The organism is Massilia oculi, from assembly GCF_017582745.1.
Lineage (GTDB): Bacteria > Pseudomonadota > Gammaproteobacteria > Burkholderiales > Burkholderiaceae_D > Telluria > Telluria oculi_A.
Genome location: NZ_JAFVIM010000033.1, coordinates 1 through 21,662, shown reverse-complemented (window position 1 = coordinate 21,662; position 21,662 = coordinate 1). Strand labels below are relative to the sequence as shown.

22 protein-coding genes and 5 tRNA genes are annotated in these 21,662 nt (G+C 64.6%); 12 read left to right on the top strand and 15 right to left on the bottom strand.

The genetic code is table 11. From position 1 onward, the window contains the following. Positions 1 to 15: 15 nt before the first annotated feature. Positions 16 to 588, bottom strand: coding sequence for a TIGR01841 family phasin (phaP, locus tag J3U95_RS25660; protein ID WP_208281399.1), 573 nt, complete (start codon positions 586 to 588; stop codon positions 16 to 18). Positions 589 to 669: 81 nt separating this feature from the next. Continuing rightward, positions 670 to 876: a hypothetical protein gene (locus tag J3U95_RS25655; RefSeq protein WP_208281398.1), complete on the bottom strand. Its 207-nt coding sequence runs from the start codon at positions 874 to 876 to the stop codon at positions 670 to 672. 101 nt (positions 877 to 977) lie between these two features. Between J3U95_RS25655 and cueR the strand changes: the two genes are divergently transcribed. Beyond that, positions 978 to 1,382: a Cu(I)-responsive transcriptional regulator gene (gene cueR, locus J3U95_RS25650; RefSeq protein ID WP_208281397.1), complete on the top strand. Its 405-nt coding sequence runs from the start codon at positions 978 to 980 to the stop codon at positions 1,380 to 1,382. 92 nt (positions 1,383 to 1,474) lie between these two features. On the opposite strand, the gene J3U95_RS25645 is transcribed toward cueR, so the two are convergent. From J3U95_RS25645 to J3U95_RS25630, 4 genes are all read right to left on the bottom strand, one after another. Continuing rightward, positions 1,475 to 1,559 (bottom strand) — tRNA-Leu (locus tag J3U95_RS25645). A gap of 47 nt (positions 1,560 to 1,606) precedes the next feature. Continuing rightward, positions 1,607 to 1,691 (bottom strand) — tRNA-Leu (locus J3U95_RS25640). Positions 1,692 to 1,728: 37 nt separating this feature from the next. Beyond that, positions 1,729 to 1,813, bottom strand: a tRNA-Leu gene (locus J3U95_RS25635). A 33-nt stretch (positions 1,814 to 1,846) separates the two neighbouring features. After that, a tRNA-Leu gene (locus J3U95_RS25630) sits at positions 1,847 to 1,931 on the bottom strand. Positions 1,932 to 2,222: 291 nt separating this feature from the next. Between J3U95_RS25630 and rnr the strand changes: the two genes are divergently transcribed. The 4 genes from rnr to J3U95_RS25610 all read left to right on the top strand — a co-directional run bounded on the left by rnr (position 2,223) and on the right by J3U95_RS25610 (position 7,367). Beyond that, complete coding sequence (gene rnr, locus J3U95_RS25625) at positions 2,223 to 5,042, top strand: ribonuclease R (RefSeq protein WP_370662109.1); 2,820 nt, start codon at positions 2,223 to 2,225, stop codon at positions 5,040 to 5,042. A 15-nt stretch (positions 5,043 to 5,057) separates the two neighbouring features. After that, the gene (gene rlmB / locus J3U95_RS25620; RefSeq protein ID WP_005669879.1) at positions 5,058 to 5,801 is read left to right on the top strand and encodes a 23S rRNA (guanosine(2251)-2'-O)-methyltransferase RlmB; all 744 of its coding nucleotides are present in this window, start codon (positions 5,058 to 5,060) and stop codon (positions 5,799 to 5,801) included. 124 nt (positions 5,802 to 5,925) lie between these two features. Continuing rightward, complete coding sequence (gene cysE, locus J3U95_RS25615) at positions 5,926 to 6,666, top strand: serine O-acetyltransferase (protein ID WP_147935085.1); 741 nt, start codon at positions 5,926 to 5,928, stop codon at positions 6,664 to 6,666. A 17-nt stretch (positions 6,667 to 6,683) separates the two neighbouring features. Further along, positions 6,684 to 7,367 (top strand): YceH family protein, encoded by a 684-nt coding sequence (locus J3U95_RS25610; protein ID WP_208281395.1) that lies wholly within the window; start codon positions 6,684 to 6,686, stop codon positions 7,365 to 7,367. On the opposite strand, the gene J3U95_RS25605 is transcribed toward J3U95_RS25610, so the two are convergent. From J3U95_RS25605 to J3U95_RS25585, 5 genes are all read right to left on the bottom strand, one after another. Beyond that, positions 7,327 to 8,109 carry a hypothetical protein gene (locus tag J3U95_RS25605; protein WP_229520102.1) on the bottom strand — a complete coding sequence of 261 codons (783 nt, stop codon included), beginning with the start codon at positions 8,107 to 8,109 and terminating at the stop codon, positions 7,327 to 7,329. The two genes, J3U95_RS25610 and J3U95_RS25605, sit on opposite strands and share 41 nt — an antisense overlap. 4 nt (positions 8,110 to 8,113) lie before the next feature. Next, positions 8,114 to 9,079 carry a hypothetical protein gene (locus tag J3U95_RS25600; RefSeq protein WP_229520101.1) on the bottom strand — a complete coding sequence of 322 codons (966 nt, stop codon included), beginning with the start codon at positions 9,077 to 9,079 and terminating at the stop codon, positions 8,114 to 8,116. A gap of 20 nt (positions 9,080 to 9,099) precedes the next feature. Continuing rightward, positions 9,100 to 10,020, bottom strand: coding sequence for an ABC transporter ATP-binding protein (locus J3U95_RS25595; RefSeq protein WP_208281394.1), 921 nt, complete (start codon positions 10,018 to 10,020; stop codon positions 9,100 to 9,102). Next, a complete protein-coding gene (locus tag J3U95_RS25590) occupies positions 10,017 to 10,391 on the bottom strand; it encodes a GntR family transcriptional regulator (RefSeq protein WP_208281393.1) in 375 nt (124 codons plus the stop codon). The genes J3U95_RS25595 and J3U95_RS25590 overlap by 4 nt, the downstream gene beginning before the upstream one ends. Positions 10,392 to 10,524: 133 nt before the next feature. Beyond that, the gene (locus J3U95_RS25585; protein ID WP_208281392.1) at positions 10,525 to 11,445 is read right to left on the bottom strand and encodes a LysR family transcriptional regulator; all 921 of its coding nucleotides are present in this window, start codon (positions 11,443 to 11,445) and stop codon (positions 10,525 to 10,527) included. A 109-nt stretch (positions 11,446 to 11,554) separates the two neighbouring features. Between J3U95_RS25585 and J3U95_RS25580 the strand changes: the two genes are divergently transcribed. Then, entirely contained in the window at positions 11,555 to 12,658 is a 1,104-nt protein-coding gene (locus J3U95_RS25580) for a Gfo/Idh/MocA family protein (RefSeq protein ID WP_208281391.1), read from the top strand. On the opposite strand, the gene J3U95_RS25575 is transcribed toward J3U95_RS25580, so the two are convergent. The 3 genes from J3U95_RS25575 to J3U95_RS25565 are packed head-to-tail and all read right to left on the bottom strand — an operon-like array spanning position 12,648 to position 14,654. Further along, the gene (locus J3U95_RS25575; RefSeq protein WP_208281390.1) at positions 12,648 to 13,406 is read right to left on the bottom strand and encodes a UDP-2,3-diacylglucosamine diphosphatase; all 759 of its coding nucleotides are present in this window, start codon (positions 13,404 to 13,406) and stop codon (positions 12,648 to 12,650) included. The two genes, J3U95_RS25580 and J3U95_RS25575, sit on opposite strands and share 11 nt — an antisense overlap. A gap of 31 nt (positions 13,407 to 13,437) precedes the next feature. Continuing rightward, the gene (locus J3U95_RS25570) at positions 13,438 to 13,929 is read right to left on the bottom strand and encodes a peptidylprolyl isomerase (RefSeq protein WP_208281389.1); all 492 of its coding nucleotides are present in this window, start codon (positions 13,927 to 13,929) and stop codon (positions 13,438 to 13,440) included. A 56-nt stretch (positions 13,930 to 13,985) separates the two neighbouring features. Beyond that, positions 13,986 to 14,654, bottom strand: a complete 669-nt coding sequence (locus J3U95_RS25565) for a peptidylprolyl isomerase (protein WP_208281388.1) — start codon at positions 14,652 to 14,654, stop codon at positions 13,986 to 13,988. 273 nt (positions 14,655 to 14,927) lie between these two features. Here J3U95_RS25565 and cysS point away from each other — a divergent pair, with 273 nt between their 5' ends. The 6 genes from cysS (at position 14,928) to J3U95_RS25535 (ending at position 21,141) form a co-directional block, all read left to right on the top strand. Next, the gene (gene cysS / locus J3U95_RS25560) at positions 14,928 to 16,322 is read left to right on the top strand and encodes a cysteine--tRNA ligase (RefSeq protein WP_208281387.1); all 1,395 of its coding nucleotides are present in this window, start codon (positions 14,928 to 14,930) and stop codon (positions 16,320 to 16,322) included. After that, on the top strand, positions 16,322 to 17,023 hold the full coding sequence (locus J3U95_RS25555; protein WP_229520100.1) for a DNA-3-methyladenine glycosylase family protein: 702 nt from the start codon (positions 16,322 to 16,324) through the stop codon (positions 17,021 to 17,023). The genes cysS and J3U95_RS25555 overlap by 1 nt, the downstream gene beginning before the upstream one ends. A 124-nt stretch (positions 17,024 to 17,147) precedes the next feature. Beyond that, the gene (locus J3U95_RS25550) at positions 17,148 to 18,125 is read left to right on the top strand and encodes an acetyl-CoA carboxylase carboxyltransferase subunit alpha (RefSeq protein ID WP_208281386.1); all 978 of its coding nucleotides are present in this window, start codon (positions 17,148 to 17,150) and stop codon (positions 18,123 to 18,125) included. A 67-nt stretch (positions 18,126 to 18,192) separates the two neighbouring features. Beyond that, the gene (gene tilS / locus J3U95_RS25545) at positions 18,193 to 19,548 is read left to right on the top strand and encodes a tRNA lysidine(34) synthetase TilS (RefSeq protein ID WP_208281385.1); all 1,356 of its coding nucleotides are present in this window, start codon (positions 18,193 to 18,195) and stop codon (positions 19,546 to 19,548) included. 154 nt (positions 19,549 to 19,702) lie between these two features. Further along, a complete protein-coding gene (locus J3U95_RS25540) occupies positions 19,703 to 20,950 on the top strand; it encodes an aspartate kinase (RefSeq protein WP_208281384.1) in 1,248 nt (415 codons plus the stop codon). A 98-nt stretch (positions 20,951 to 21,048) separates the two neighbouring features. Then, positions 21,049 to 21,141, top strand: a tRNA-Ser gene (locus J3U95_RS25535). Positions 21,142 to 21,476: 335 nt separating this feature from the next. Here the strand turns inward: J3U95_RS25535 and J3U95_RS25530 are convergent. Further along, on the bottom strand, positions 21,477 to 21,662 hold a 186-nt coding region (locus J3U95_RS25530; RefSeq protein ID WP_208281383.1), incomplete at its 5' end, for a hypothetical protein.

Below are 21,662 nucleotides of genomic sequence, written 5' to 3'. Positions count from 1 at the left end.
TGTCCACGGGGCCGGTCAGCCGGCTTTTTCGGTCTTGGCGGCGCCCGGCGTCACCATGGCGCTGGCGCGCTCGAACTGGGCTTCGACGGTCTGCACCGCCTGGCGGGTGGCCTGGGTCACCTGCTCGTAGCCCTTGAAGGCATTCTCGATCGCGGCCTTGATGATCTCGACCGCGTTTTCCGAGCCCGGCTTGACGTTCTGGGTGACGTCGTAGATCAGCGCCGACAGCGTGTTCTTCGCTTCCGCCACGTGGGCATCGGCGGCGCCGCGGAATTCTTCGTGCATCTCGTCGATGATGGACTTGAGCTGGGCCGCGTACTCGGTGGCGTTGGTGACGCCGGCGGCCGGCTGCATGCGCGCGGCCAGGGTGTCGAAGGCGGCTTTCGGATTGCCGGCCTGGGTGGCTTCGGCCATGCTGCGGCCGGCGGCCATCGTGCTGTCGACCGAGTTCTTCGCGGCGTTCAGGTTGAGGGCGACGACCTGCTCGACGCCCTTGACGGTCTTGCCGGCCAGGGCGTTGAAGGTCTGCATCTGGAGATCGAACAGGGTCTTGGTGGCGTTTGCGAACTGCTCCGGGCTGGTGAACATGGTTGTCTCCTCAGAGGATGCTCTGTTATGTAATGAAGTGGGAAGGCGATGTTTGTCGAAACGCCTTGCCTTCCACTTTCATTATTTAACAACAATGAGTTTTTCGCAACGCATGTCCCGATAGGGACCGTTTGATTTTTCCCAGCCTTCACCCAGCGGGGTCTGGGAACACGCCAGTTCGCCGGTGAGCTTGCTGCGCCATTGGTAGTAGGGCGCCGGCCCGGCCAGGGCCGAGGACAGGATGAGGGCGAGCGCCAGCCCGAGAGCGGCGGGTCGGAGAATCTGCATGGCTCCATGCTCGGACGTTCTCGACTGCAAGTCAAGCGCCGCTTGAGCTTCCTACGGTGGGAAGGTGTATGCTTGGGTCGGAAAACAACGGGAGAAATGCCATGCAGTCCACCAGCCTGAACATTGGCGACGCCGCGCGCGCCTCCGGCGTGACGGCGAAAATGATTCGCCATTACGAATCGATCGGCCTGGTGAAAGCGCCGCGCCGCACCGAGGCCGGATATCGCCTGTACAGCGAACAGGACGTGCGGGTGCTGCAATTCATCCACCGCGGCCGCGCGCTCGGTTTTTCGCTGGACCAGATCGGGGATCTGCTGGCGCTGTGGGAAGATAAACACCGGGCCAGCGCCGACGTGCGCGCGATGGCGCTGGCGCATATCGCCGAGCTGGATCGCAAGATCGCCGAAATGGAAGCGATGCGCAGGACGCTGGAAAGCCTGGCCGCATCCTGCCATGGCGACGATCGTTCGGATTGTCCGATCCTGGACGACCTGGCGACGCAGTGAAAAAGAGGGCGGATAAACGCAAAACGCCGTAGTCCTCATGAGAAGGCTACGGCGTTTTGCGGGACGATTCGTCCGAAAAACAAGGTAGATTTTGGTGCCCACGGAGGGACTCGAACCCCCACACCTCGCGGCACATGGACCTGAACCATGCGCGTCTACCAATTCCGCCACGTGGGCACTGATACAACCGTACGACGATACTGCTTTTACAGCCAGGTAGATTTTGGTGCCCACGGAGGGACTCGAACCCCCACACCTCGCGGCACATGGACCTGAACCATGCGCGTCTACCAATTCCGCCACGTGGGCACTGAAACAACCGCACAACCATACTGTCAGAAAACGTTGGTGCCCACGGAGGGACTCGAACCCCCACACCTCGCGGCACATGGACCTGAACCATGCGCGTCTACCAATTCCGCCACGTGGGCGTTTTCTGTATTACAAACAACCTGTCAATCTGTTGGTGCCCACGGAGGGACTCGAACCCCCACACCTCGCGGCACATGGACCTGAACCATGCGCGTCTACCAATTCCGCCACGTGGGCACTGCAAACCAACTCTGCTACAATAGCAGGCTTTGTCATTTTCCGCTAGATCAACATTTCCAGATCGTCACGCTAAATACACCGCTTGCCACTGCTGCTTTCTTCGCTTCGTCGTTGCCGCCGTTGCTGAAGAGAGCGAGATTATAGCGGATGATTTTCAATAGTCAAAGACCCACGATGAAGTTCTGATCGGGGCAATGAATAATATTCCAGGGACGTCCCACAGCACGCCACGTTAGGCGAATCGGATGGACCTCCGTTACACTACGCCTGTCAAGGTGTCAATCAAGCATGACGCCGCCTCCTATTCATGAGCGGCGCAATTACTGGCCAAAAGAAAAAAGAACCGATTTGAAGCAACCTACTCATACCATTCCAAGCCGCGAGGAAATCCTCGCAGTCTTCCGCGAAGCTGATGCACCGCTCGATGCGGCCGGCCTGGCGCGTGTCCTCAAGGTGAAGCCCGCCGCCCAGGAAGTCCTGGGCCGCCGCCTGAACGCCATGGAGCGCGACGGCCAGATCCGTTCCGACCGCAGCGGCACTTATATGCTGGCCGACCATTCCGGCTTCATCGCCGGTCGTGTCAGCGCGCATCGCGACGGCTTTGGATTCGTGATCCCGGACGAGCCAGGTCCAGACCTGTTCCTGTCCGACCGCGAGATGCAGAAAGTGCTGCACGGCGACCGCGTGATGGCGCGCGTGACCGGCCAGGACCGCCGCGGCCGCCAGGAAGGCTCGATCGTCGAAGTCGTCGAACGCGCCAACACCCACATCATCGGCCGCCTCTTGAATGAAGGCGGCGTCTGGATCGTCTCGCCCGAAGACCAGCGCATCAGCCAGGACATCCTGGTCTCCGGTTCGCCGGGCAAGGCGCGCGCCGGGCAGGTGGTCAGCGTCGAGCTGCTCGAGCAGCCGGGCCGTTTCCAGAAGCCGACCGGCCGTATCGTCGAAGTGCTCGGCGAACTGGACGACCCGGGCATGGAAATCGAGATCGCGGTGCGCAAGTTCGGCGTGCCGCACGTGTTCTCGCCGCCGGCACTGAAACAGGCCGCGCGCCTGCCGAACGAAGTCGTGGCCGCCGACCTGGCCAACCGCGTCGACCTGCGCGACGTGCCGCTGGTGACCATCGACGGCGAAGACGCGCGCGACTTCGACGATGCGGTCTACTGCGAGCCGGTCAAGCTCGGCGCCGCCCGCGGCTACCGCCTGCTGGTCGCGATCGCCGACGTCAGTCATTATGTGAAGCCGAACGACGCGCTGGATCTAGATGCCATCGAGCGCAGCACCTCGGTGTATTTCCCGCGCCGTGTGATTCCGATGCTGCCCGAGAAGCTGTCCAACGGCCTGTGCTCGCTGAACCCGGCGGTCGACCGCTGCACCCTGGTGTGCGATATGGTGGTCACCGAGGACGGCGAAGTCACGGCTTACCAGTTCTATCCGGCCGTGATGCACTCGGCGGCGCGCCTGACCTATAACCAGGTGGCCGACATCCTGGCCAGTACCGACGGCGAGGAAGCGCAGAAGCGCCCGGCCATCGTGCCGCACCTGCTGAACCTGAACCAGGTGTTCCGCGCGCTGCTCAAGGCGCGCCAGGAACGCGGCGCGATCGATTTCGAAACCACCGAAACTTATATCGTCTGTAATGCGCTGGGCAAGATCGAAAAGATCATCCCGCGCACCCGCAACGACGCGCACCGCCTGATCGAGGAGTGCATGCTGGCCGCCAACGTGTGCGCCGCCGACTTCCTGCTGCGCCACAAGCACCCGGGCACCTTCCGCGTGCACGCGGTGCCGACCGAAGAAAAGCTGAACCAGCTGCGCACCTTCCTCAAGCAGGTGGGCCTGAACCTGGGCGGCGGCAGCAAGCCGACCGCGCGCGACTACGCCGCCGTGATGCAGCAGATCCGCGAGCGTCCCGACGCGGCGCTGCTGCAGACCATGTTGCTGCGCTCGATGCAGCAGGCGGTCTACAGCCCGGACAACGTCGGCCACTTCGGCCTGGCCTACGAGGCCTATGCCCACTTCACCAGCCCGATCCGCCGCTATCCCGATCTGCTGACCCACCGCGCGATCAAGGCGATCCTGCTGGGCAAGCGCTACGAGCCGAAGGGCATCGAGCTGGGCAAGCTGAACACGACCCAGTCGAACGCCGCGCGCAAGCAGGCGGCCAAGGACAAGGCAGAGGGCAAGCCGCAGAAGAGCGAGAAGGACCTGACCATCTGGGACGCCCTCGGCGTGCACTGCTCGGCCAACGAGCGCCGCGCCGACGAAGCCTCGCGTGACGTCGAGAACTGGCTCAAGTGCTTCTTCATGCAGGACAAGATCGGCGAAGAGTTCACCGGCACCGTGGCTGGCGTGACCACCTTCGGCATCTTCGTGCAGCTCGACGAGCTGTTCGTGGAGGGCCTGGTGCACATCACGGAACTCGGCGCCGACTACTTCCAGTACGACGAGGCGCGCCATGAGCTGCGCGGCGAACGCACCGGCCAGCGCTACCAGCTTACCGACCGCGTGACCGTCAAGGTGGCGCGCGTCGACCTGGAGTCGCGCAAGATCGACCTGACCCTGGCGGCGCCCGGCGCCCAGGCCCAGGCTGCCAAGGCGCCGCAGGCGAAGGCGCCATCCGCCCCGGCGGCGCTGCCGTCGCCGCTGGAGCGCGCGCTGCAGGCCGCGCACGAGGCCACCGAAACCAAGCCGCCGAAATCGCGCAAGGCGCGCGCCAAGGCCGTGGCCGAGGGCCTGTTGAGCGCACCGGCGCCGGCGCCGGCTCCTGCTCCGGTGGTCGAGGACAAGGCCGAGGAAGACGTCGTCTTCGTGCCGCCGCCACGCAAGCCGCGCGCGGCCAAGACCGCCGCCACCGGCGTTGCCAAGGCCCCGGCCAAGGCGGCGAAGAAGGCAGCAGGCAAGGCGCCGGTCGCCGAAGTCCCGGCCGAAGTCCCGGCCAGGGAGGCAGCCAAGGCGCCGGCCAAGGCAGCGGCGAAGGCCGCTGCCAAGCCGGCGGCGAAGAAAGCCGCCGCGAAACCGGTCGCGAAAACCGCCGCCAGGAGCACCACGAAAGAAGCCGCACCCAAGGCGGCCAAGACCGCATCCAAAACCAGCAAGAAGAAGTAATAGAAGAAGTAGCGAATGAAAAATAAAATGATTTTCGGCTTCCACGCCGTGACCTCGCGCCTGCGTCATGAGGCGCAGTCGGTGGAAGAGATCTTTGTCGATGCCGAGCGCAATGACGGCCGCATGAAGGACCTGATCGCCAATGCCAAGGCGGCCGGCGTACGCGTGATGCCGGTCGATGCCTCGCGCCTCGACAAGATCACCGGCACCCGCCGCCACCAGGGCGTGATCGCCTTCGCCAGCCAGCTGGCGCTGGCGCGCAACCTGGACGAGCTGCTCGACGCCATCGAGGGTCCGCCGCTGCTGCTGATCCTGGACGGCATCACCGATCCGCACAACCTGGGCGCCTGCCTGCGCGTGGCCGACGGCGTCGGCGCGCATGCCGTCATCGTGCCGAAGGACCGCGCGGTCGGCCTGAACGCCACCGCCGCCAAGGTCGCCAGCGGCGCGGCCGAGACGGTGCCCTACATCACCGTCACCAACCTGGCGCGCACCATGCGCGAGCTGAAGGAGCGCGACATCCTCCTGATCGGCACCTCGGACGACGCCGAGCGCGGCCTGTACGAAGCCGACTTCACCGGCCCGGCCGCCCTGGTCATGGGTTCGGAAGGCGAGGGCATGCGCCGCCTGACGCGCGAGACCTGCGACGTGCTGGTCAATATCCCGATGTTCGGCTCGGTCGAGAGCCTGAACGTGTCGGTCGCCTCGGGCGTCTGCCTGTACGAGGCGCGCCGCCAGCGCATCGCGCGCGAAGGCTGACCCCGGTATCGCCGCAACAACGGCCTGGCAGCGCGTCCAGGCCGTTCCCTCCGCATTAACATCTCCATAAGCATTCCATCCCCGGATCGGCTACCATGAAAGCCGTTCCCTCCGAAGCACCGCCATGTTTTTCTCACGACTGCGCGAAGACATTCGCAACATCATCGAGCGCGATCCTGCCGCCCGTAACGGCTGGGAAGTGCTGACCTGCTATCCGGGCCTGCACGCCATCGTCGCCCACCGCTGGGCCCACGCCTGCTGGCGCATGGGCCTGAAATGGCTCGGCCGCTTCATCGCCCACCTGGCCCGCATCGTCACCGGTATCGAGATCCACCCGGGCGCCGCGATCGGCCGCCGGGTCTTCATCGACCACGGCTTCGGCGTCGTGATCGGCGAGACCGCCGTGATCGGCGACGACTGCACCATCTACCAGGGCGTCACGCTGGGCGGCACCACGCTGGTGGCCGGCACCAAGCGCCATCCGACGCTCGAACGCGGTGTGATCGTCGGCGCCGGCGCCCAGGTGCTGGGCGCCTTCACGGTGGGCGAATACGCCAAGATCGGTTCCAACGCGGTGGTGGTCAAGCCGGTCCCGGCCGGCGCCACCGCGGTCGGCAATCCGGCCCACATCATCCAGAAAGAAGACCAGTCGCGCAGCGCGCGCATGTTCGCCGCCTATGGCGTCACGCCCAACGGCGACGACCCGCTGTCGAAAGCCCTGCGCGGCCTGATCGACCACGCCGCGCGCCAGGACGAGCAGATCGAACGCCTCACCGACACCCTGCGCGCCGCCGGCCTGTGCTGTCCGAGGGTGGAGGAGGGTGATAAACTCGACTCGGAACAACTGAACCGCCTGGTAGATTAAGTAGATTAAGGAACCACATGACGAACGAAGCGACTGGCGGCAGCGACGCCGCAGCCGTGCTGGACCCGGTAGAGCTGCGCGTGCTGGCCGTGCTGGCCGAGAAAGAGGCGCTGACGCCCGATAACTATCCGATGTCGCTGAATGCGATCGTGAACGGATGCAATCAATTGTCGAGCCGCGATCCGGTGATGCAGCTCTCGGACGACATCGTGCTCGACACCCTGCAGCGCCTCACCGAGCGTAAACTCGTCAACGCAATCTCGCAGGCCGGCGCCCGCGTCGTCAAGTACGAGCATCGCATGCGCATCAAGTGGACGCTGGAGCAGGACAAGCTGGCTGTGCTCACGGTGCTGATGCTGCGCGGCCTGCAGACCGCCGGCGAGATCCGTACCCGCAGCGGCCGCCTGCACGAGTTCAAGAGCGTGCAGGACGTCGAGACGGCGCTGCAGTTCCTGATCGATAAATACCCGCCGCTGGTGGTCAAGCTCGAACGCGCGCCGGGCACCAAGGAATCGCGTTACGGCCAGCTGCTGGGCGGCGAGATCACCATCGTGGCCGGCAGCGAGCAGACCTCGTCGGCATCCAGCGGCCAGACCCAGGGCGGCCGCATCGCCCAGCTCGAGGAAGAAGTCGCGTCGCTGCGCGCCGAGATGGATGAGCTCAAGGGGCAGTTCGAGGCGTTTCGCCAGCAGTTCCAGTAAGCGGCGCGAATTCGAGCTGGACCAACGCGTCGTCGCTCCAGCTCTGGTCGTACAAGGCAAGGCTGAAGCGCTTGCCGCTGAACTCGATATTCGCGCTGCGCGCACCTTCTTCCAGGAAGGCCTTGGCTATCGTGTGTGCGCTGCTGTAACTGAAGCGGACTTTTTTGTCTTTCGTGAAGTTGCACCAGTCGCTGCTGAGCAGCAGACCGTTGATGGCCAGCGTCCACATCAGTCCGAGTTCTTCCTTCGCCATCGCGACCCGCACCTGGCATTCCAGTCGCAGGTCGCCCAGCCTGCGCACATGTTCCGGCAGACCCGGCGTGCGTACGCTTGGCTCGATACGGTAGTCGCGGCGCTTCTGGTTGAGTACTAGCTCGCTGTTGGCGTCCAGGGCCGGCTCGCTGCGCGGCATCTGAATCTCGCCGTCGGCGTCCAGCGCCAAGGGCAGCACGAAGCCCTCGTCGCCCTCGAGCCGCGCCACCGGCGCCAGGCTGGTGTCGGCCTGGCGCTGGCGTTCGACCCGGAAGCGCAGCGCGTCGGCTCCGGGCGCGAGGCGCCGGTGCTTTTCGAACGCATCCATCCCGGCCACGATCACCTTGTACTTGCGTGCTTCGGCGTCGCGGACCGCATTCACGTGGACAGTGTCGGGGTTGCCTGGCGCGCTGGTCTCGCCCGCCTCGACCGCGCCCGGGACGCCACAACCAAGCGCGGCGCCGATCGTCATCAGGAGGATGGCGCGCATTGCATCAACCCTCGTCGCGCCAGCGGCGCACGCGGATCGCGCCGTAGATCATCGCGCAGCCGGCGGCGGCGGCGATCCACACCGCGGGCGAGGCCAGCGTGCCGTAGGACAGGCCGATCAGCATCGGCCCGTCGAAACCGGCGTTCTGTTCGGCCAGCGCCCGGCCATTGACTTCGCCGAACCAGATACCGGGCATCAGGCCGCCCAGGATGCGCGCCACCACCTCTTCGCCGAACCACTTGACGTTCAGGCTCAGGCCCGAGAAGCGGCCGACCAGGAAATCGAACCAGGCCAGCAGGGCCAGCGCGATGAGCGGCGCGCCGACCGCCCACAGGAATACCTTGGAGCGGGCCCAGCTCGACACCAGCAGCAGCCAGCCGACGGTCGGCAACGCCCACACGATGTACAGCGGCAGGAAGCTCAGCAGGTAGAGCGGCGACAGGTAGAAGTTGGCGTTGGCCAGCACCGGGGCGATCAGGTTGACGCCCCTGACCGCGCTGGCCAGCAGGCCGAGCACCAATAGCACCAGCGATGTGGCGATGCCGATCGCCACCGTCAGCAGCGGCGCGACAACCAGGGCGACCGCCGCCTTCGACAGCACGGTCTCCTGGTCCGACATCGGCAGCGACTTCCAGAACAGGATGCTGCGGTCGCGCCGTTCGTCGTGCAGGGCCGCGAGGCAGTAGAAGAACGCCACCACCGGCAGCACCAGGAACAGCGGCGCCGTGATCGCCAGGTAGCTCGAGGCCGCGATCGCCGCCGCCTTGGCATACATCTCCGGCGGCACGCCCTCGATCGTGATCATCTGATGTCCATTGTGCTGGATATGGAAGGCAGTTGACGTCAATGCGTACAGGAAGCCGCCGCCGAGCAGCAGCACCAGGGCCGCCGCCACCACCAGCGGCGCATAGACGAAGGCGCCCTTGTGTTCCCACAGCTCGCGCCGGATCAGCCATTTCATCGTGCTCATGTGCGTGCTCATGTGCGTATTCATGCGTAGCTTCCTTTCATGGTGGCGACGAACAGGTCGGCCACGCTCGGGTGGCGCACTTCGCCGAGGGCTTCGAGCTGGCTGCGCGACAGGCCGCCCGCGCGCTGGGTATCGAACAGCATCACCGACTTGCCGAACATGGCGCGCTGGTCGAGCGGCTGCAGGGCCCGCGCCGCGGCAGCCTTTTCGTTCGGCACCATCACCTCGACGTAGCGCTGGCCGATCTCTTCCATCGACGCCGCGAGCGCGATCTTCCCTTCGCGGATGAACAGCAGGTCGGTCAGGATGTGCTCGACCTCTTCCACCTGGTGGGTGGTGATGACGATGGTTTTTTGTTCGTCAAAGTAGTCTTCCAGCAGATGCTGGTAGAACTGCTTGCGGTAGAGGATGTCGAGCCCGAGCGTCGGCTCGTCCAGCACCAGCAGGCGGGCGTCGATCGCCATCACCAGCGCCAGGTGCAGCTGCACGACCATGCCCTTCGACATTTCCTTGACCTTCATGCCCGGCTTGAGCTTGGTATTGGCGATGTAGCGCTCGGCCTTGCTGCGGTCGAAGCGCGGATGCACGCCCTCGACGAAGTCGACCGCATCCTTCACCCGCAGCCAGCGCGGCAGGATGGCGACGTCGGCGATGAAGCACACGTCCTTCATCAAGGCGTCGCGCTGGGTGCGCGGATCGAGGCCCAGCACCGACAGCTCGCCCTCGAACGGGATCAGGCCCAGGGCCGCCTTGAGCGTGGTGGTCTTGCCCGAGCCATTGGGGCCGATCAGGCCGACGATGCGGCCGGCCGGGATCTCGAAGTCGATGCCGTCGACGGCCACCTGCTTGCCGTAGCGCTTGGTCAAACCGCGGGCGGACAGGACCGCGCTCGAGGCTGGCTTCGGGGCTGTGTTGGGGATCGCGTCTTGAACGGTGTTCATGCCGCACCTCCCTGTGGATTGCCGCAGTCGCGCAGCAGCTGTTCGACATCCAGCCCCAGGCGGCGGATGCGCTCGACCATGGCCGGCCACTCTTCGCGGATGAAGCGTTCGCGTTCGCTTGCCAGCAGTTTTTCGCTTGCTCCTTCGGTGACGTACATGCCAATTCCCCTTCGCTTTTCCACCAGGTGCTCGTCGACGAGTTCCTGGTATGCCTTCGACACTGTGATCGGGTTGAGTTGATACTCGGCGGCGATCGAGCGCACCGAGGGCAGGGCATCGCCGGCTTGCAGTACGCCGTCGAGCATCATGCCGACCACCCGCTCCTTGAGCTGGCGGTAGATCGGGGTGCTATCGTTCCAGTCGGCGCTCATTGTCGGTCTCCCTTGCGGTGTCTTGCGGCGTGGTGCTCATATTGCCTCCATGGTGAGGTATTGAGGTGGTGATGTAGTTCACTATAACACCTCCTGCGCAAATGTAAACATGCATACCCGAACATTGCTCGCTCTAGCGTGAAGGCATGGCCTCGCGCCGCTCGACCAGGAAGTCGAGCAGGACGCGCACGGCGGGCGGCATGTGCTCGCGCGCCGGCGAGTACAGGTAGAAGCCGGCGTCCTCGTGGCGCCAGTCGCGCAGGACCTGCACCAGGCTGCCGTCGGCAAGCTGGCGGCGCACCGCGATGTCGACGATCTGGATCAGGCCCAGGCCCTGGAGCGCCATCCGCGTCATGCCCTCGTCGTCGTTGGTGGTGAGCTTGCCGCTCACCGCCTGGGTGAAATGGCGGCCCCCGGCGCCGGGTTCGCGGAAATCCCAGTCGTGCAGGGCGCCAGTGCCGGGATAGCGGTAATTGATGCAGTCATGGCCGGCCAGATCAGCCGGGGTGTCGGGCACGCCGTGCCGCGTGAAATAGGCGGGAGCGCCGACCACGGCCATCGACACTGGCGGGCTGAGCGGCACGGCGACGACGTGCTCGGCCAGGCTGCGTCCCAGGCGGATGCCGACGTCGCAGCCGTCGGCGATGATGTTCGACAGCGCGTCGGCCATGACCAGTTCGAGCCGTACCCCGGGATGGCGGGCCTGGAAGCCGGCCAGCTGCGGTTCGATCAAGGTCCTGGCGGCCAGGCGCGAGGTATTGATGCGCACCAGCCCGGATACCGCGCCATCCGCATTTCCCAGGCTGTGCAGCGCATATTCGATCTGGCGCAAGGCCGGTTGCAGGCTGTCGAGCAGGCGCTGCCCGGCCTCGGTCAGCGCCATGTCGCGCGTGGTGCGGTACAGGAGCCGGGTGCCCAGCTCGCGCTCCAGGGTCTTGAGATTCTGCGACAGGGCGGCGCGCGACACCCCCATCTCGGCCGCCGCGCGGGTAAAGCTGCGGTGATGGGCAATGCGCGCGAACCAGGCGAGCGAGGGGAGCAGGGAAGGATTCATCCCATCAGTGTAAATCACAACTTGACAGTCATGTGGCGATTGATGGCTTCCGCATGCCTAATCAAGCTTTTACCATCGGTGCTCCCTTATTCATTCGGAGCGATACAAGATGGCAAGCACATCATTACGGGTCGGAATCATCGGTGCGGACGCCAAAGCCAGCTGGGCCGGCGCTTCCCACGTGCCCGCGATCATTTCGCAGCCGGGCCTGGTCCTGGCGGCGGTGGCCACGCGCCACGAGGACAGCGCGCGCGCCGCGGCCGACAGCTTCGGCGCCGGGCGCTGGTATGCCGATCCCTACCGGCTCATCGCGGACGACACGATCGATATCGTCACCGTCGCCGTCAAGGTGCCGGCGCACCGCGAACTGGTGCTGGCGGCCCTGCGCGCCGGCAAGGCGGTCTACTGCGAGGCACCGCTCGGCGCCAGCCTGGCCGAGACCGAAGAGATGGCGGCTGCGGCCGGCAGGCTGCATACGGCGATCGGCCTGCAGGGGCGCCTGAATCCGTCGGTGCGCCGCGCCGCCGAACTGGTCGCATCGGGCAAGCTCGGGCGCCTGCTGTCGGCGCACGTGCGCGCGACAACCTTCGGCTTCGGTCCGCAATCGATGGCTGCCTACGACTATTTCAATAAATCGGCATCCGGCGCGAACTTCTTGACGATCACGACGGCCCACGTGCTGGACGTGGTCGAGGCGGTGTTGGGCGACATCGTCGAGGTCGATGCGCGCACCGCCTTGTTGTGGCCGGAGATCGAACTGGTCGATACCGGCACGGTCTCGGTGCGCGAGATCCAGGACCACGTCGACCTGATCGCCCGCACCGCGCGCGGCGCCTCGGTGTCGGTACAAGTCCTGGCGGGCGTGGCGTCGCCGGATGCAGGGTTCAGGCTCGAGCTGCGGGGCACGGAAGGCACGCTTACCTTGTCGGGCACCCACCTGGCCGGCGTCCAGGTCGGCGACCTGGCGCTGTCGGCCAGCGTGGCGTTCGCGGCGCCGGATGCGCCGGTCGCGTCCGGCGTCGGGCCAACCGCCGCCGACTTCTGGGCAGGCGCGGCGATCAATGTCGGCGAAGTCTATGCCAGCCTGGCGCGCGATATCGCCGGCGGCACCTACGCCACTCCGGGCTTCGCGCATGCGCTGCACAATAGCCGGCTGGTCGCGGCGGTCGAGCGCGCGGCCAGGAGCGGGGAGCGGCAGCGGCTTATCGCTTGAGTTCGGTCAGGTCGTGGCGCACGATGCTGCCGTCGGCATGCAGCGCGAACCAGCCGCCGCGTACCGGCTCGGCGTCGAGCTCCCAGTCGGGCAGCACGTAGCGCAAGCGATTGCCGTGCTCGTGCACGGCGGGGCGGTGGGTATGGCCATGGATGATGGCGTCGGCGCCGGTATCAAGGAACACGGCGTCGATCGCGTCAAGCGTGACGTCCACGGTCTCGTACGATTTGTCGGTGTGCGCGTCGCGCGAACCCTGGCGCAGGCCGGCGATGATGGCCTTGCGCTGGGCCAGCGGCATGCCGAGGAAGTTGGCTTGCCAGGCAGGCTGGCGCACCTGGGCGCGAAACGCCATGTACGCGGTGTCGAGCGTGCACTGGGCGTCGCCGTGCAGCAGGGCCACGCGGCGTGGGCCGGCCTCGATCACATGCGGGTCTTGCAGCAGCTGCAGGCCGGCGGCTTCGGCGAAGCCGTCGCCGACCAGGAAGTCGCGGTTGCCGGCCATCCAGTAGACGGCGGTGCCGGCGTTGCTGACTGCGCGGATCGCGGCCACGACCTGCGCATTGAACGGGTCGGCGAGGTCGTCGTCGCCGGCCCAGTATTCGAAGATGTCGCCGAGCAGGTAGAGCCGCTCGGCATGCACCGCGCGCTCTTTCATGAAGGCCAGGAAGGCCTCCAGCGTGCGCGGGTGCGAGACCTGCAGGTGCAGGTCGGAGATGAACAGCGCGAGCGGGCGCGCGGACAGCGTCATCGGATTGACTGGTGCTGGTGCGCGCCGCCCATTACAGCACTTCGATCTTTTCGATGATGACCGCGTCGACCGGCACGTCCGAGTGCATGCCGCTGCGGCTGGTCTTGACGCCGTTGATCGCGTCGACCACTTCCTGGCCTTCGGTCACTTTGCCGAACACGGCATAGCCCCAGCCGTCCTGGCCAGGGTAGTCGAGGAAGGCGTTGTTCTTGGTGTTGATGAAGAACTGGGCCGATGCCGAGTGCGGCGCCGAGGTGCGGGCCATGGCCAGCGTGTACTTGTCGTTCTTCAGGCCGTTCTTGGCTTCGTTCTCGACGGTCGCTTCGGTCGGTTTCTGCTTCATGCCTGGCTCGAAACCGCCGCCCTGGATCATGAAGTCCTTGATCACGCGGTGGAAGATGGTGTTGGTGAAGTGGCCTTTGCCCACGTAGTCGAGGAAGTTGGCAACGGTCTTCGGTGCTTTTTCGGCGTCCAGCTCGGCGGTGATATTGCCCTGGTTGGTGGTGATGAGAATAGTCGTCATGGCTTGTCCTGTTCTATGGGTTGTTGTTTGCTCTGTATTGCAACTGCGGCAAACCGTTATTTTACTAGCTTGTCGCGCTGAAGCAGGATGACGTTGGTAATCTTGATCGGCACGACCGGCACGTTTTGCATGCCGCGCACGTCGTCGACCACCACGCCCTTGATCTTGTCGACCACGTCCTGGCCCTTCACGACCTTGCCGAACACGGTATAGCCCGAGCCCTTGACGAAGGGATGGTCGATGCCGGAATTGTCGGCGACGTTGATGAACCACTGTGAGGTCGCGCTGTCGGGATTGTCCTCGCGCGCCATCGAGATCGTATAGGGCTGGTTCGACAGGCCGTTGTCCGACTCGTTCTTCACCGGCTTGAGGGTTTTTTTGCCCTCGAATTTCTCGTTCATGCCGCCGGCCTGGATCATGAAGCCGTCGATCACGCGGTGGAAGATCGTGCCTTTATAAAAACCCGACTTGGCGTAGGCGGCGAAGTTGGCCACGGTCTTCGGGGCTTTTTCCTGGTCCAGCTGGACGACGATCTCGCCCATCGTGGTCTTGATCGTATACTGCGGGCCGACCATGGCCGGGGCTTCGGCAACCGCGGGCGTTGCCGCCGGATCAAGGGCGTCCTGGGCCAGCGCGGCGCCCGGGAGCAGCAGGCCGCAGGCCAGGGCGGCAGTGGCGCCCGTCATACGGGCGAGCAGGGAACGGCGGGTGATCGGTGACGACATCTGGCTTCCTCTGATGGACCTCGCGCAAGGCGCTGTCAAGGGTTTTCCCCAAAAATAAAGCTGGACCGTAGGCGGCCAGCCGGGATTTTATCAATGCTATACTTTACAAAAGGCGTGCGCAGAGCAACGTCCCATTCTATCAAATAAGAACAACACCGAGGAGTCAGGCGAACCCGACGCCGCACCCGTCCAGGGCGCACCAGCATTGCTGTTGCTGCGCCGGAGTTTGCGGTCTGTGCTGCGCCCGGCGCTCCTCTTCCGAATCGGAATTCAATGAGCCAACTCAAGATTTACAACACGCTCGCGCGTGACAAGCAGGTATTCGTTCCCAAGGTCACTGGCAAGGTCGGCATGTATGTGTGCGGCATGACCGTCTACGATTACTGCCACGTCGGCCACGCGCGGATGATGATGGCTTTCGACGTCGTGTACCGCTGGCTGATGGCGTCCGGCTACGAGGTCAACTACGTGCGCAACATCACGGACATCGACGACAAGATCATCCGGCGTGCGGTCGAGAATGGCGAGACCATCGGCGCGCTGACCTCGCGCTTCGAGAAATACATGGACGAAGACACCGAAGCGCTCGGCATCCTGCCGCCGACCGTGGTGCCGCGCGCCACCGAATACGTGCCGCACATGCTCTCGATCATCGAGAAGCTTGAGCAGAAGGGCCTGGCCTATAAAACCGAAGAGGGCGACGTCAACTACGCCGTGCGCGGCTTCGAGGGCTACGGCAAGCTGTCGGGCAAGTCGCTGGACGACCTGCGCGCCGGCGAGCGCGTCGACGTCAATACCGGTAAGCGCGATCCGCTCGACTTCGTGCTGTGGAAGGCTGCCAAGGAATCCGAGCCCGCTGAAGCGAAATGGGATTCGCAATGGGGCCGCGGCCGTCCGGGCTGGCACATCGAGTGCTCGGCTATGTCGTGCGCCACGCTCGGCGAACACTTCGACATCCACGGCGGCGGCGCCGACCTGCAATTCCCGCACCACGAGAACGAGATCGCGCAATCCGAAGGCGCCTTCGGCGGCCCGATGGTCAACTACTGGATCCACAACGGCTTCGTGCGCGTGGACAACGAAAAGATGTCCAAGTCGCTGGGCAACTTCTTCACCATCCGTGAAGTCCTCGCCAAGTACGACGCCGAAGTGGTGCGCTTCTTCATCCTGCGCGCCCACTACCGCAGCCCGCTGAATTACTCGGACGTCCACATCGACGACGCCAGGGGCGCGCTCACCCGCCTGTACACGGCGCTGAACGATATCGACCTGGGCGATGGCGAGCTCGCCGTCGACTGGGACGAAGCGCACGCGAAGCGTTTCCGCGAAGCGATGGACGACGATTTCAATACCCCGCTGGCGGTGGCCGAGCTGTTCGACCTGGCGAGCGAAGTCAACCGCAGCAAGTCGGTGGAAACTGCACGCCAATTGAAGGCGCTGGCCGCCGTGCTGGGCCTGCTCGAGCGCACGCCGCGAGACTTCCTGCAGGCGGGCACGCCGGGCGAGGGTGGACTCGACGAAGCAGCGATCCTGGACGCGATCGCGCGGCGCGCGGCCGCCAAGGCCGCGCGCGACTTCGCCCAGGCCGACGCGATCCGCAAGGAACTCACGGCAGCCGGCATCGTCCTGGAAGACAAGGCCGACGGAACGACCTGGCGCCGCGCATAATGGCAGCCAACAAGGACAAGGCCGGCGGCGCCGCCGCAGGCGCCAGCGTGGAGTCGTCGGCATCGCCGGCGCAGGATGCGCTGGCGGTGCCGATCTACTGGGCCGAGGCCAAGCGCGAACTGATGCAGCGCGACCGCATCATGAACAAGCTGATCCCCCAGTTCGGCGACCTGCACCTGCGCGGCCAGCCCGACCCGTTCATCACGCTGGCCCGTTCGATCGTCGGCCAGCAGGTGACGCCAAAGGCGGCCGACCTGGCCTGGGGTAAATTGCTTGCCGTCTGTCCCAAGCTGGCGCCGAGCCAGGTGATCAAGCTGGGCGCCGTGGAACTGTCGGGTTGCGGCCTGTCCAAGCGCAAGACCGAATACATCCTCGACCTGGCCGACCATTTCAAGGCCAAGCGGGTGCATGCCGACCTGTGGTCGGAAATGGATGACGAAGCCGTCATCGCCGAGCTGGTCCAGATCCGCGGCATCACGCGCTGGACAGCCGAGATGTTTTTGATATTTAATCTGCTGCGGCCGAACGTCCTGCCACTGGACGACCCCGGCCTGATCCAGGGCATCAGCCAAAATTATTTCTCGGGCGAGCCGGTCTCGCGCAGCGATGCGCGCGAGGTCTCCGCCAACTGGGAACCCTGGCGCACGGTTGCTACTTGGTATTTGTGGCGCAGCCTGGACCCCGTTGCGCCTCTTGCCTAGACGCTAATACTCGACGTTAACCCTGCAATTCCGACGTTCGATCCGCTGTCGGCTTACGGTAGAATAGCGCCCTGATCGGCCGCGCATCACGGAGCGCGGCCCAAGACATTACCCCGGAGGTACAATGACTAAAACAACTTTCCTCAATTTTGAGCAGCCGATTGCCGAGCTCGATTCCAAGATTGAAGAGCTGCGTTTCGTACAAGACGATTCCGCTGTCGACATCTCCGAAGAGATCGATCGCCTGGACAAGAAGAGCCAGCAGCTCACCAAGGACATCTATGCCAAGCTGACTCCGTGGCAAGTGTCGCAGATCGCGCGTCACCCGCAGCGTCCTTACACGATGGACTACGTGAACGCGATCTTCACCGATTTCCATGAGCTGCACGGCGACCGCACCTTCGCCGACGACCAGTCGATCATCGGCGGCCTGGCCCGCTTCAACGGCCAGCCATGCATGGTGATCGGCCACCAGAAGGGCCGCGACACCAAAGAGCGCGCGATGCGCAACTTCGGCATGCCGAAGCCCGAAGGCTACCGCAAGGCGATGCGCCTGATGAAGCTGGCCGAGAAGTTCGGCCTGCCGATCTTCACTTTCGTCGACACCCCTGGCGCTTTCCCCGGCATCGACGCCGAAGAGCGCGGCCAGTCGGAAGCCATCGGCCACAACCTGTACGTCATGGCCGAACTCAAGGTGCCGCTGATCGCCACCATCATCGGCGAAGGCGGTTCGGGCGGCGCGCTGGCGATCGCCGTCGGCGACGCGGTGCTGATGCTGCAGTACTCGACCTATTCGGTGATCTCGCCGGAAGGCTGCGCCTCGATCCTGTGGAAGACCTCGGAACGCGCGGCCGATGCCGCCGAAGCCCTGGGCCTGACCGCGCACCGCCTGAAGGCGATGGGCCTGGTCGACAAGATCGTCAGCGAACCGCTGGGCGGTGCCCACCGCGATCCGGCGCAGATGGCGCAACTGCTCAAGCGCGCACTGGCCGACTCGCTGCGCCAGTTCCAGGGCATGAAGACCAAGGACCTGCTGGAAGCCCGTCACGCGAAGCTGATGAGCTATGGCAAGTTCAAGGAAACGCTGCCGCGCGAGGAGTAATCCTCTGAGCCGTTCCAAACGCGGGGCCAACCCGGCCGGGCTGGTCCCGGCATCGTTCGCGCAGGCCATGCTCGGCCTGCGCGACAAATACACTCCCCAATCCATAGCAGTTGCCTGTAGCGGCGGCCTCGATTCGATGGTCTTGCTGCGGCTGGCGCACGACTGGTGCGCACAGCAGGGCGTGCGGCTGCATGCCTTTCACGTGCATCACGGACTGAGCCAGCATGCCGACGCCTGGTGCGCGCATTGCGAGCGCAGCGCCGGCGAACTCGGCATCGGCTTCGACCATCGCCGCGTGACGATCCCGCACGACGGTTCCGGCATCGAGGCCGCGGCGCGCAAGCTGCGCTACGCCGCGCTGGGCGAGATGTGTAGCGCGCACGACGTCAAGCTGCTGCTCACCGCCCACCACCTGGACGACCAGGCCGAGACCGTGCTGCTGCAATTGCTGCGCGGCTCGGGCGCCGCCGGGCTGTCGGGCATGGATGCGGACAATCTCGCGCCGGGATTGCTGGGCGTGGCCGACCTGGTGCTGGCGCGGCCGCTGCTGTCGCAGCCGCGCACGGCGCTGGAAGCGTATGCGCGCGAGCATACGCTGGCCTGGGTCGAGGACGAATCGAACCAGGACCCGCGCTACACCCGCAATGCGCTGCGCCACCAGGTGATGCCGGCGCTGGCGACGAACTTCCCGGGATTCCAGGCGCGGCTGGCGCGCGGCGCGGCCCACGTGGCCTCGGCCCAGCGCCTGCTCGACGAGCTGGCGGCCCAGGACCTGGCGGCCTGCCAGGAGGGCGACGCCATCGACCTGGCCTATCTGGGTGGCTTGAGCGAGGACCGCATCGACAACTTCATGCGTCACCTGTTCTCGGTGCGCGGGTTGGCGATGCCGTCGACGGCCTGGCTGAACGAGATGGTGTCGCAGCTGTTCTCGGCGCGCGAGGATGCGCAATTGAAGGTCACGCATCCGGGCTGCCACATCCGCCGCCATCGCGGCAAGCTCTACCTGACGCCGCACCTGCCGATTCTCTCCGGCATGCGCGATCCGGACGATATCGGCGTGCTCGACAGGGAAGGGCAGACGTTCCGCTGGCAGGGCGAGGCGTCGATCGCTTTCCCGGACTACGGCGGGGTGCTGCACTTCGAGCGGGCCGAGCAGGGTTTCGATCCGGCCTGGCTGCGCGCACAAACGCTGACGCTCGACTTTCGCAAGGGCGGGGAGCGCTTGAAACTCGCGGCCAACCGGCCATCGCGTGGTCTGAAGGCGCATTACCAGGCGCTGGGCGTGCCGGCCTGGGAACGCGAGCGCCTGCCGACCGTGAGCCGCGACTTCGACCTGCTGTTCGCGGCGGGCATCGGCATGGACTGCCGGCACTGGTCGGCAAGCGGCCGGGAGTTGATCGGACTTCGTTGGGAAGCGAGCTGACGCGGGATTGTATAGGCAAGTGTATTCCGAAAACGCATTAAGTTATTTTCTTTCCATATAGCTTTTTCGTTCTTCAAGCCTTGTGATGCCGCGTTGCAGCATGCTACATTTAGGGTCCTCTTTTCTCTTTACACAAGCTGGAACCCTTCCTGATATGGCTTTAATTGTCCACAAATATGGCGGGACGTCGATGGGCTCGACGGACCGTATCAAGAATGTCGCGGCCCGGGTGGCCAAGTGGCATGACGCAGGTCACCAAATCGTCGTTGTTCCGTCCGCGATGTCGGGCGAGACCAACCGCCTGATTGGTCTGGCCAAGGAAATCATGCCGCAACCGGACCCGCGCGAACTGGACATGATCGCCTCGACCGGCGAGCAGGTGTCGGTGGGCCTCCTGGCCATGGCACTGCTGGCCATCGGCAAGGATGCGGTGTCGTACACCGGCTGGCAGGCGGGCATCCGCACCGACTCGTCGTTCACCAAGGCGCGCATCCAGTCGATCGACGACAGCCGCGTGCTGCGCGACGTCGCGGCCGGCAAGATCGTCATCATCACCGGTTTCCAGGGCGTGGATGAAGAAGGCAATATCTCGACCCTGGGCCGCGGCGGCTCGGATACTTCCGCAGTGGCGATTGCGGCCGCGCTGAAGGCCGAGGAATGCCTGATCTACACTGACGTCGACGGCGTCTACACGACCGACCCGCGCGTGGTGGACGAGGCGCGCCGCCTGTCGAAGATCACGTTCGAGGAAATGCTCGAACTGGCCTCGCTGGGCTCGAAAGTGCTGCAGACTCGCTCGGTCGAGTTCGCCGGTAACTACCAGGTGCCGACGCGCGTGCTGTCGTCGCTGACCGATCCCCTGATGCCGCTGGAAGAAGAAGCCCAGTCCGGCACCCTGATTTCGTTTGAGGAAGAAAGCAATATGGAACAAGCCGTCATCTCCGGCATCGCGTTCAATCGCGACGAAGCAAAGATCACCGTCCTGGGCGTGCCGGACAAGCCGGGCGTGGCGTACCACATCCTGGGACCGATCGCCGATGCGAACATCGAAGTCGACATGATCATCCAGAACCAGTCGGTGGACGGCAAGACCGATTTCACCTTCACCGTGCCGCGGGGCGACTACGTGCGCGCGATGACCGTGCTGGAGAGCCAGCAGGAAGCGCTGGGCGCAACCCGCGTGCTGGGCGACGCCAAGGTGTCGAAGGTGTCGGCAGTGGGCGTGGGCATGCGCAGCCACGTCGGCGTGGCGTCGCAGATGTTCCGTACCTTGTCGGAAGAGGGTATCAATATCCAGATGATCTCGACCTCGGAAATCAAGATCTCGGTACTGATCGACGAGAAGTATATGGAGCTGGCCGTGCGCGCGCTGCACAAGGCATTTGGCCTGGAGCAAGGTTAACAAATTTCAAAATTTTTGGGCGTGCGTCCTTGACGCGATGAGGTCCAGCCCTTAAGATGCCTGCACTCAGCGCTGACGTGCAAACGTTGGTTCTGATTGGAGACGTGGCCGAGTGGCCGAAGGCACTTCCCTGCTAAGGAAGCATACGGCTTATACCCGTATCGTGGGTTCGAATCCCACCGTCTCCGCCAGATAAGTGATTGCTGAGACTCAGCAGTCCCATGAAACCCCCGGATCTCCTATGAGGTCCGGGGGTTTTTTGTATTCTAACGTCCTCATGCGTCCAAGTCTTGAGGTCATCAGCAGAGTACATCCGCAAAGGATTCTGCAACTTCCACTTTTTAAACCGACCTGCTACCCCCTCCTTGACCGCATAACAGTCGGGAGGAGTCTGAATGCCGACGCTCGCAAGGGCGCTCAGCGACGCCCTGATCAGTGGGGGATGGAAACAGACATCGGATTCAGGCTATATCCTGAGGTGACTTTGGTCGATGCGCGGGACTTGCGACCAGAAGCGCGTCGTGTGCTACTTGATGGCCAGGATGATGGCCAGACAGAGCCAACCTTCAAATGCGTGGATATACGTGATGTGGCTTTGTTGCACAAATCGGCCCATCAGCGGCCGAGGCGCAGCACGGGTAAACTGACGGCATGATTGCTCCCGTAAAGCTGAAGTACCGAACGACCAACTGGAAAGACTACAACGCGGCAT

What these genes read in the sequence shown, in the direction of transcription:
- J3U95_RS25570 (WP_208281389.1), bottom strand. Translation starts at nt 13,929, where the DNA reads ATGACGACTATTCTCATCACCACCAACCAGGGCAATATCACCGCCGAG.
- cueR (WP_208281397.1), top strand. Translation starts at nt 978, where the DNA reads ATGCAGTCCACCAGCCTGAACATTGGCGACGCCGCGCGCGCCTCCGGC.
- J3U95_RS25610 (WP_208281395.1), top strand. Translation starts at nt 6,684, where the DNA reads ATGACGAACGAAGCGACTGGCGGCAGCGACGCCGCAGCCGTGCTGGAC.
- J3U95_RS25600 (WP_229520101.1), bottom strand. Translation starts at nt 9,079, where the DNA reads ATGAGCACGATGAAATGGCTGATCCGGCGCGAGCTGTGGGAACACAAG.
- J3U95_RS25580 (WP_208281391.1), top strand. Translation starts at nt 11,555, where the DNA reads ATGGCAAGCACATCATTACGGGTCGGAATCATCGGTGCGGACGCCAAA.
- cysE (WP_147935085.1), top strand. Translation starts at nt 5,926, where the DNA reads ATGTTTTTCTCACGACTGCGCGAAGACATTCGCAACATCATCGAGCGC.
- tilS (WP_208281385.1), top strand. Translation starts at nt 18,193, where the DNA reads ATGCTCGGCCTGCGCGACAAATACACTCCCCAATCCATAGCAGTTGCC.
- J3U95_RS25550 (WP_208281386.1), top strand. Translation starts at nt 17,148, where the DNA reads ATGACTAAAACAACTTTCCTCAATTTTGAGCAGCCGATTGCCGAGCTC.
- J3U95_RS25555 (WP_229520100.1), top strand. Translation starts at nt 16,322, where the DNA reads ATGGCAGCCAACAAGGACAAGGCCGGCGGCGCCGCCGCAGGCGCCAGC.
- cysS (WP_208281387.1), top strand. Translation starts at nt 14,928, where the DNA reads ATGAGCCAACTCAAGATTTACAACACGCTCGCGCGTGACAAGCAGGTA.
- J3U95_RS25605 (WP_229520102.1), bottom strand. Translation starts at nt 8,109, where the DNA reads ATGCGCGCCATCCTCCTGATGACGATCGGCGCCGCGCTTGGTTGTGGC.
- rlmB (WP_005669879.1), top strand. Translation starts at nt 5,058, where the DNA reads ATGAAAAATAAAATGATTTTCGGCTTCCACGCCGTGACCTCGCGCCTG.
- J3U95_RS25585 (WP_208281392.1), bottom strand. Translation starts at nt 11,445, where the DNA reads ATGAATCCTTCCCTGCTCCCCTCGCTCGCCTGGTTCGCGCGCATTGCC.
- J3U95_RS25565 (WP_208281388.1), bottom strand. Translation starts at nt 14,654, where the DNA reads ATGTCGTCACCGATCACCCGCCGTTCCCTGCTCGCCCGTATGACGGGC.
- rnr (WP_370662109.1), top strand. Translation starts at nt 2,223, where the DNA reads ATGACGCCGCCTCCTATTCATGAGCGGCGCAATTACTGGCCAAAAGAA.
- J3U95_RS25655 (WP_208281398.1), bottom strand. Translation starts at nt 876, where the DNA reads ATGCAGATTCTCCGACCCGCCGCTCTCGGGCTGGCGCTCGCCCTCATC.
- phaP (WP_208281399.1), bottom strand. Translation starts at nt 588, where the DNA reads ATGTTCACCAGCCCGGAGCAGTTCGCAAACGCCACCAAGACCCTGTTC.
- J3U95_RS25595 (WP_208281394.1), bottom strand. Translation starts at nt 10,020, where the DNA reads ATGAACACCGTTCAAGACGCGATCCCCAACACAGCCCCGAAGCCAGCC.
- J3U95_RS25540 (WP_208281384.1), top strand. Translation starts at nt 19,703, where the DNA reads ATGGCTTTAATTGTCCACAAATATGGCGGGACGTCGATGGGCTCGACG.
- J3U95_RS25590 (WP_208281393.1), bottom strand. Translation starts at nt 10,391, where the DNA reads ATGAGCGCCGACTGGAACGATAGCACCCCGATCTACCGCCAGCTCAAG.
- J3U95_RS25575 (WP_208281390.1), bottom strand. Translation starts at nt 13,406, where the DNA reads ATGACGCTGTCCGCGCGCCCGCTCGCGCTGTTCATCTCCGACCTGCAC.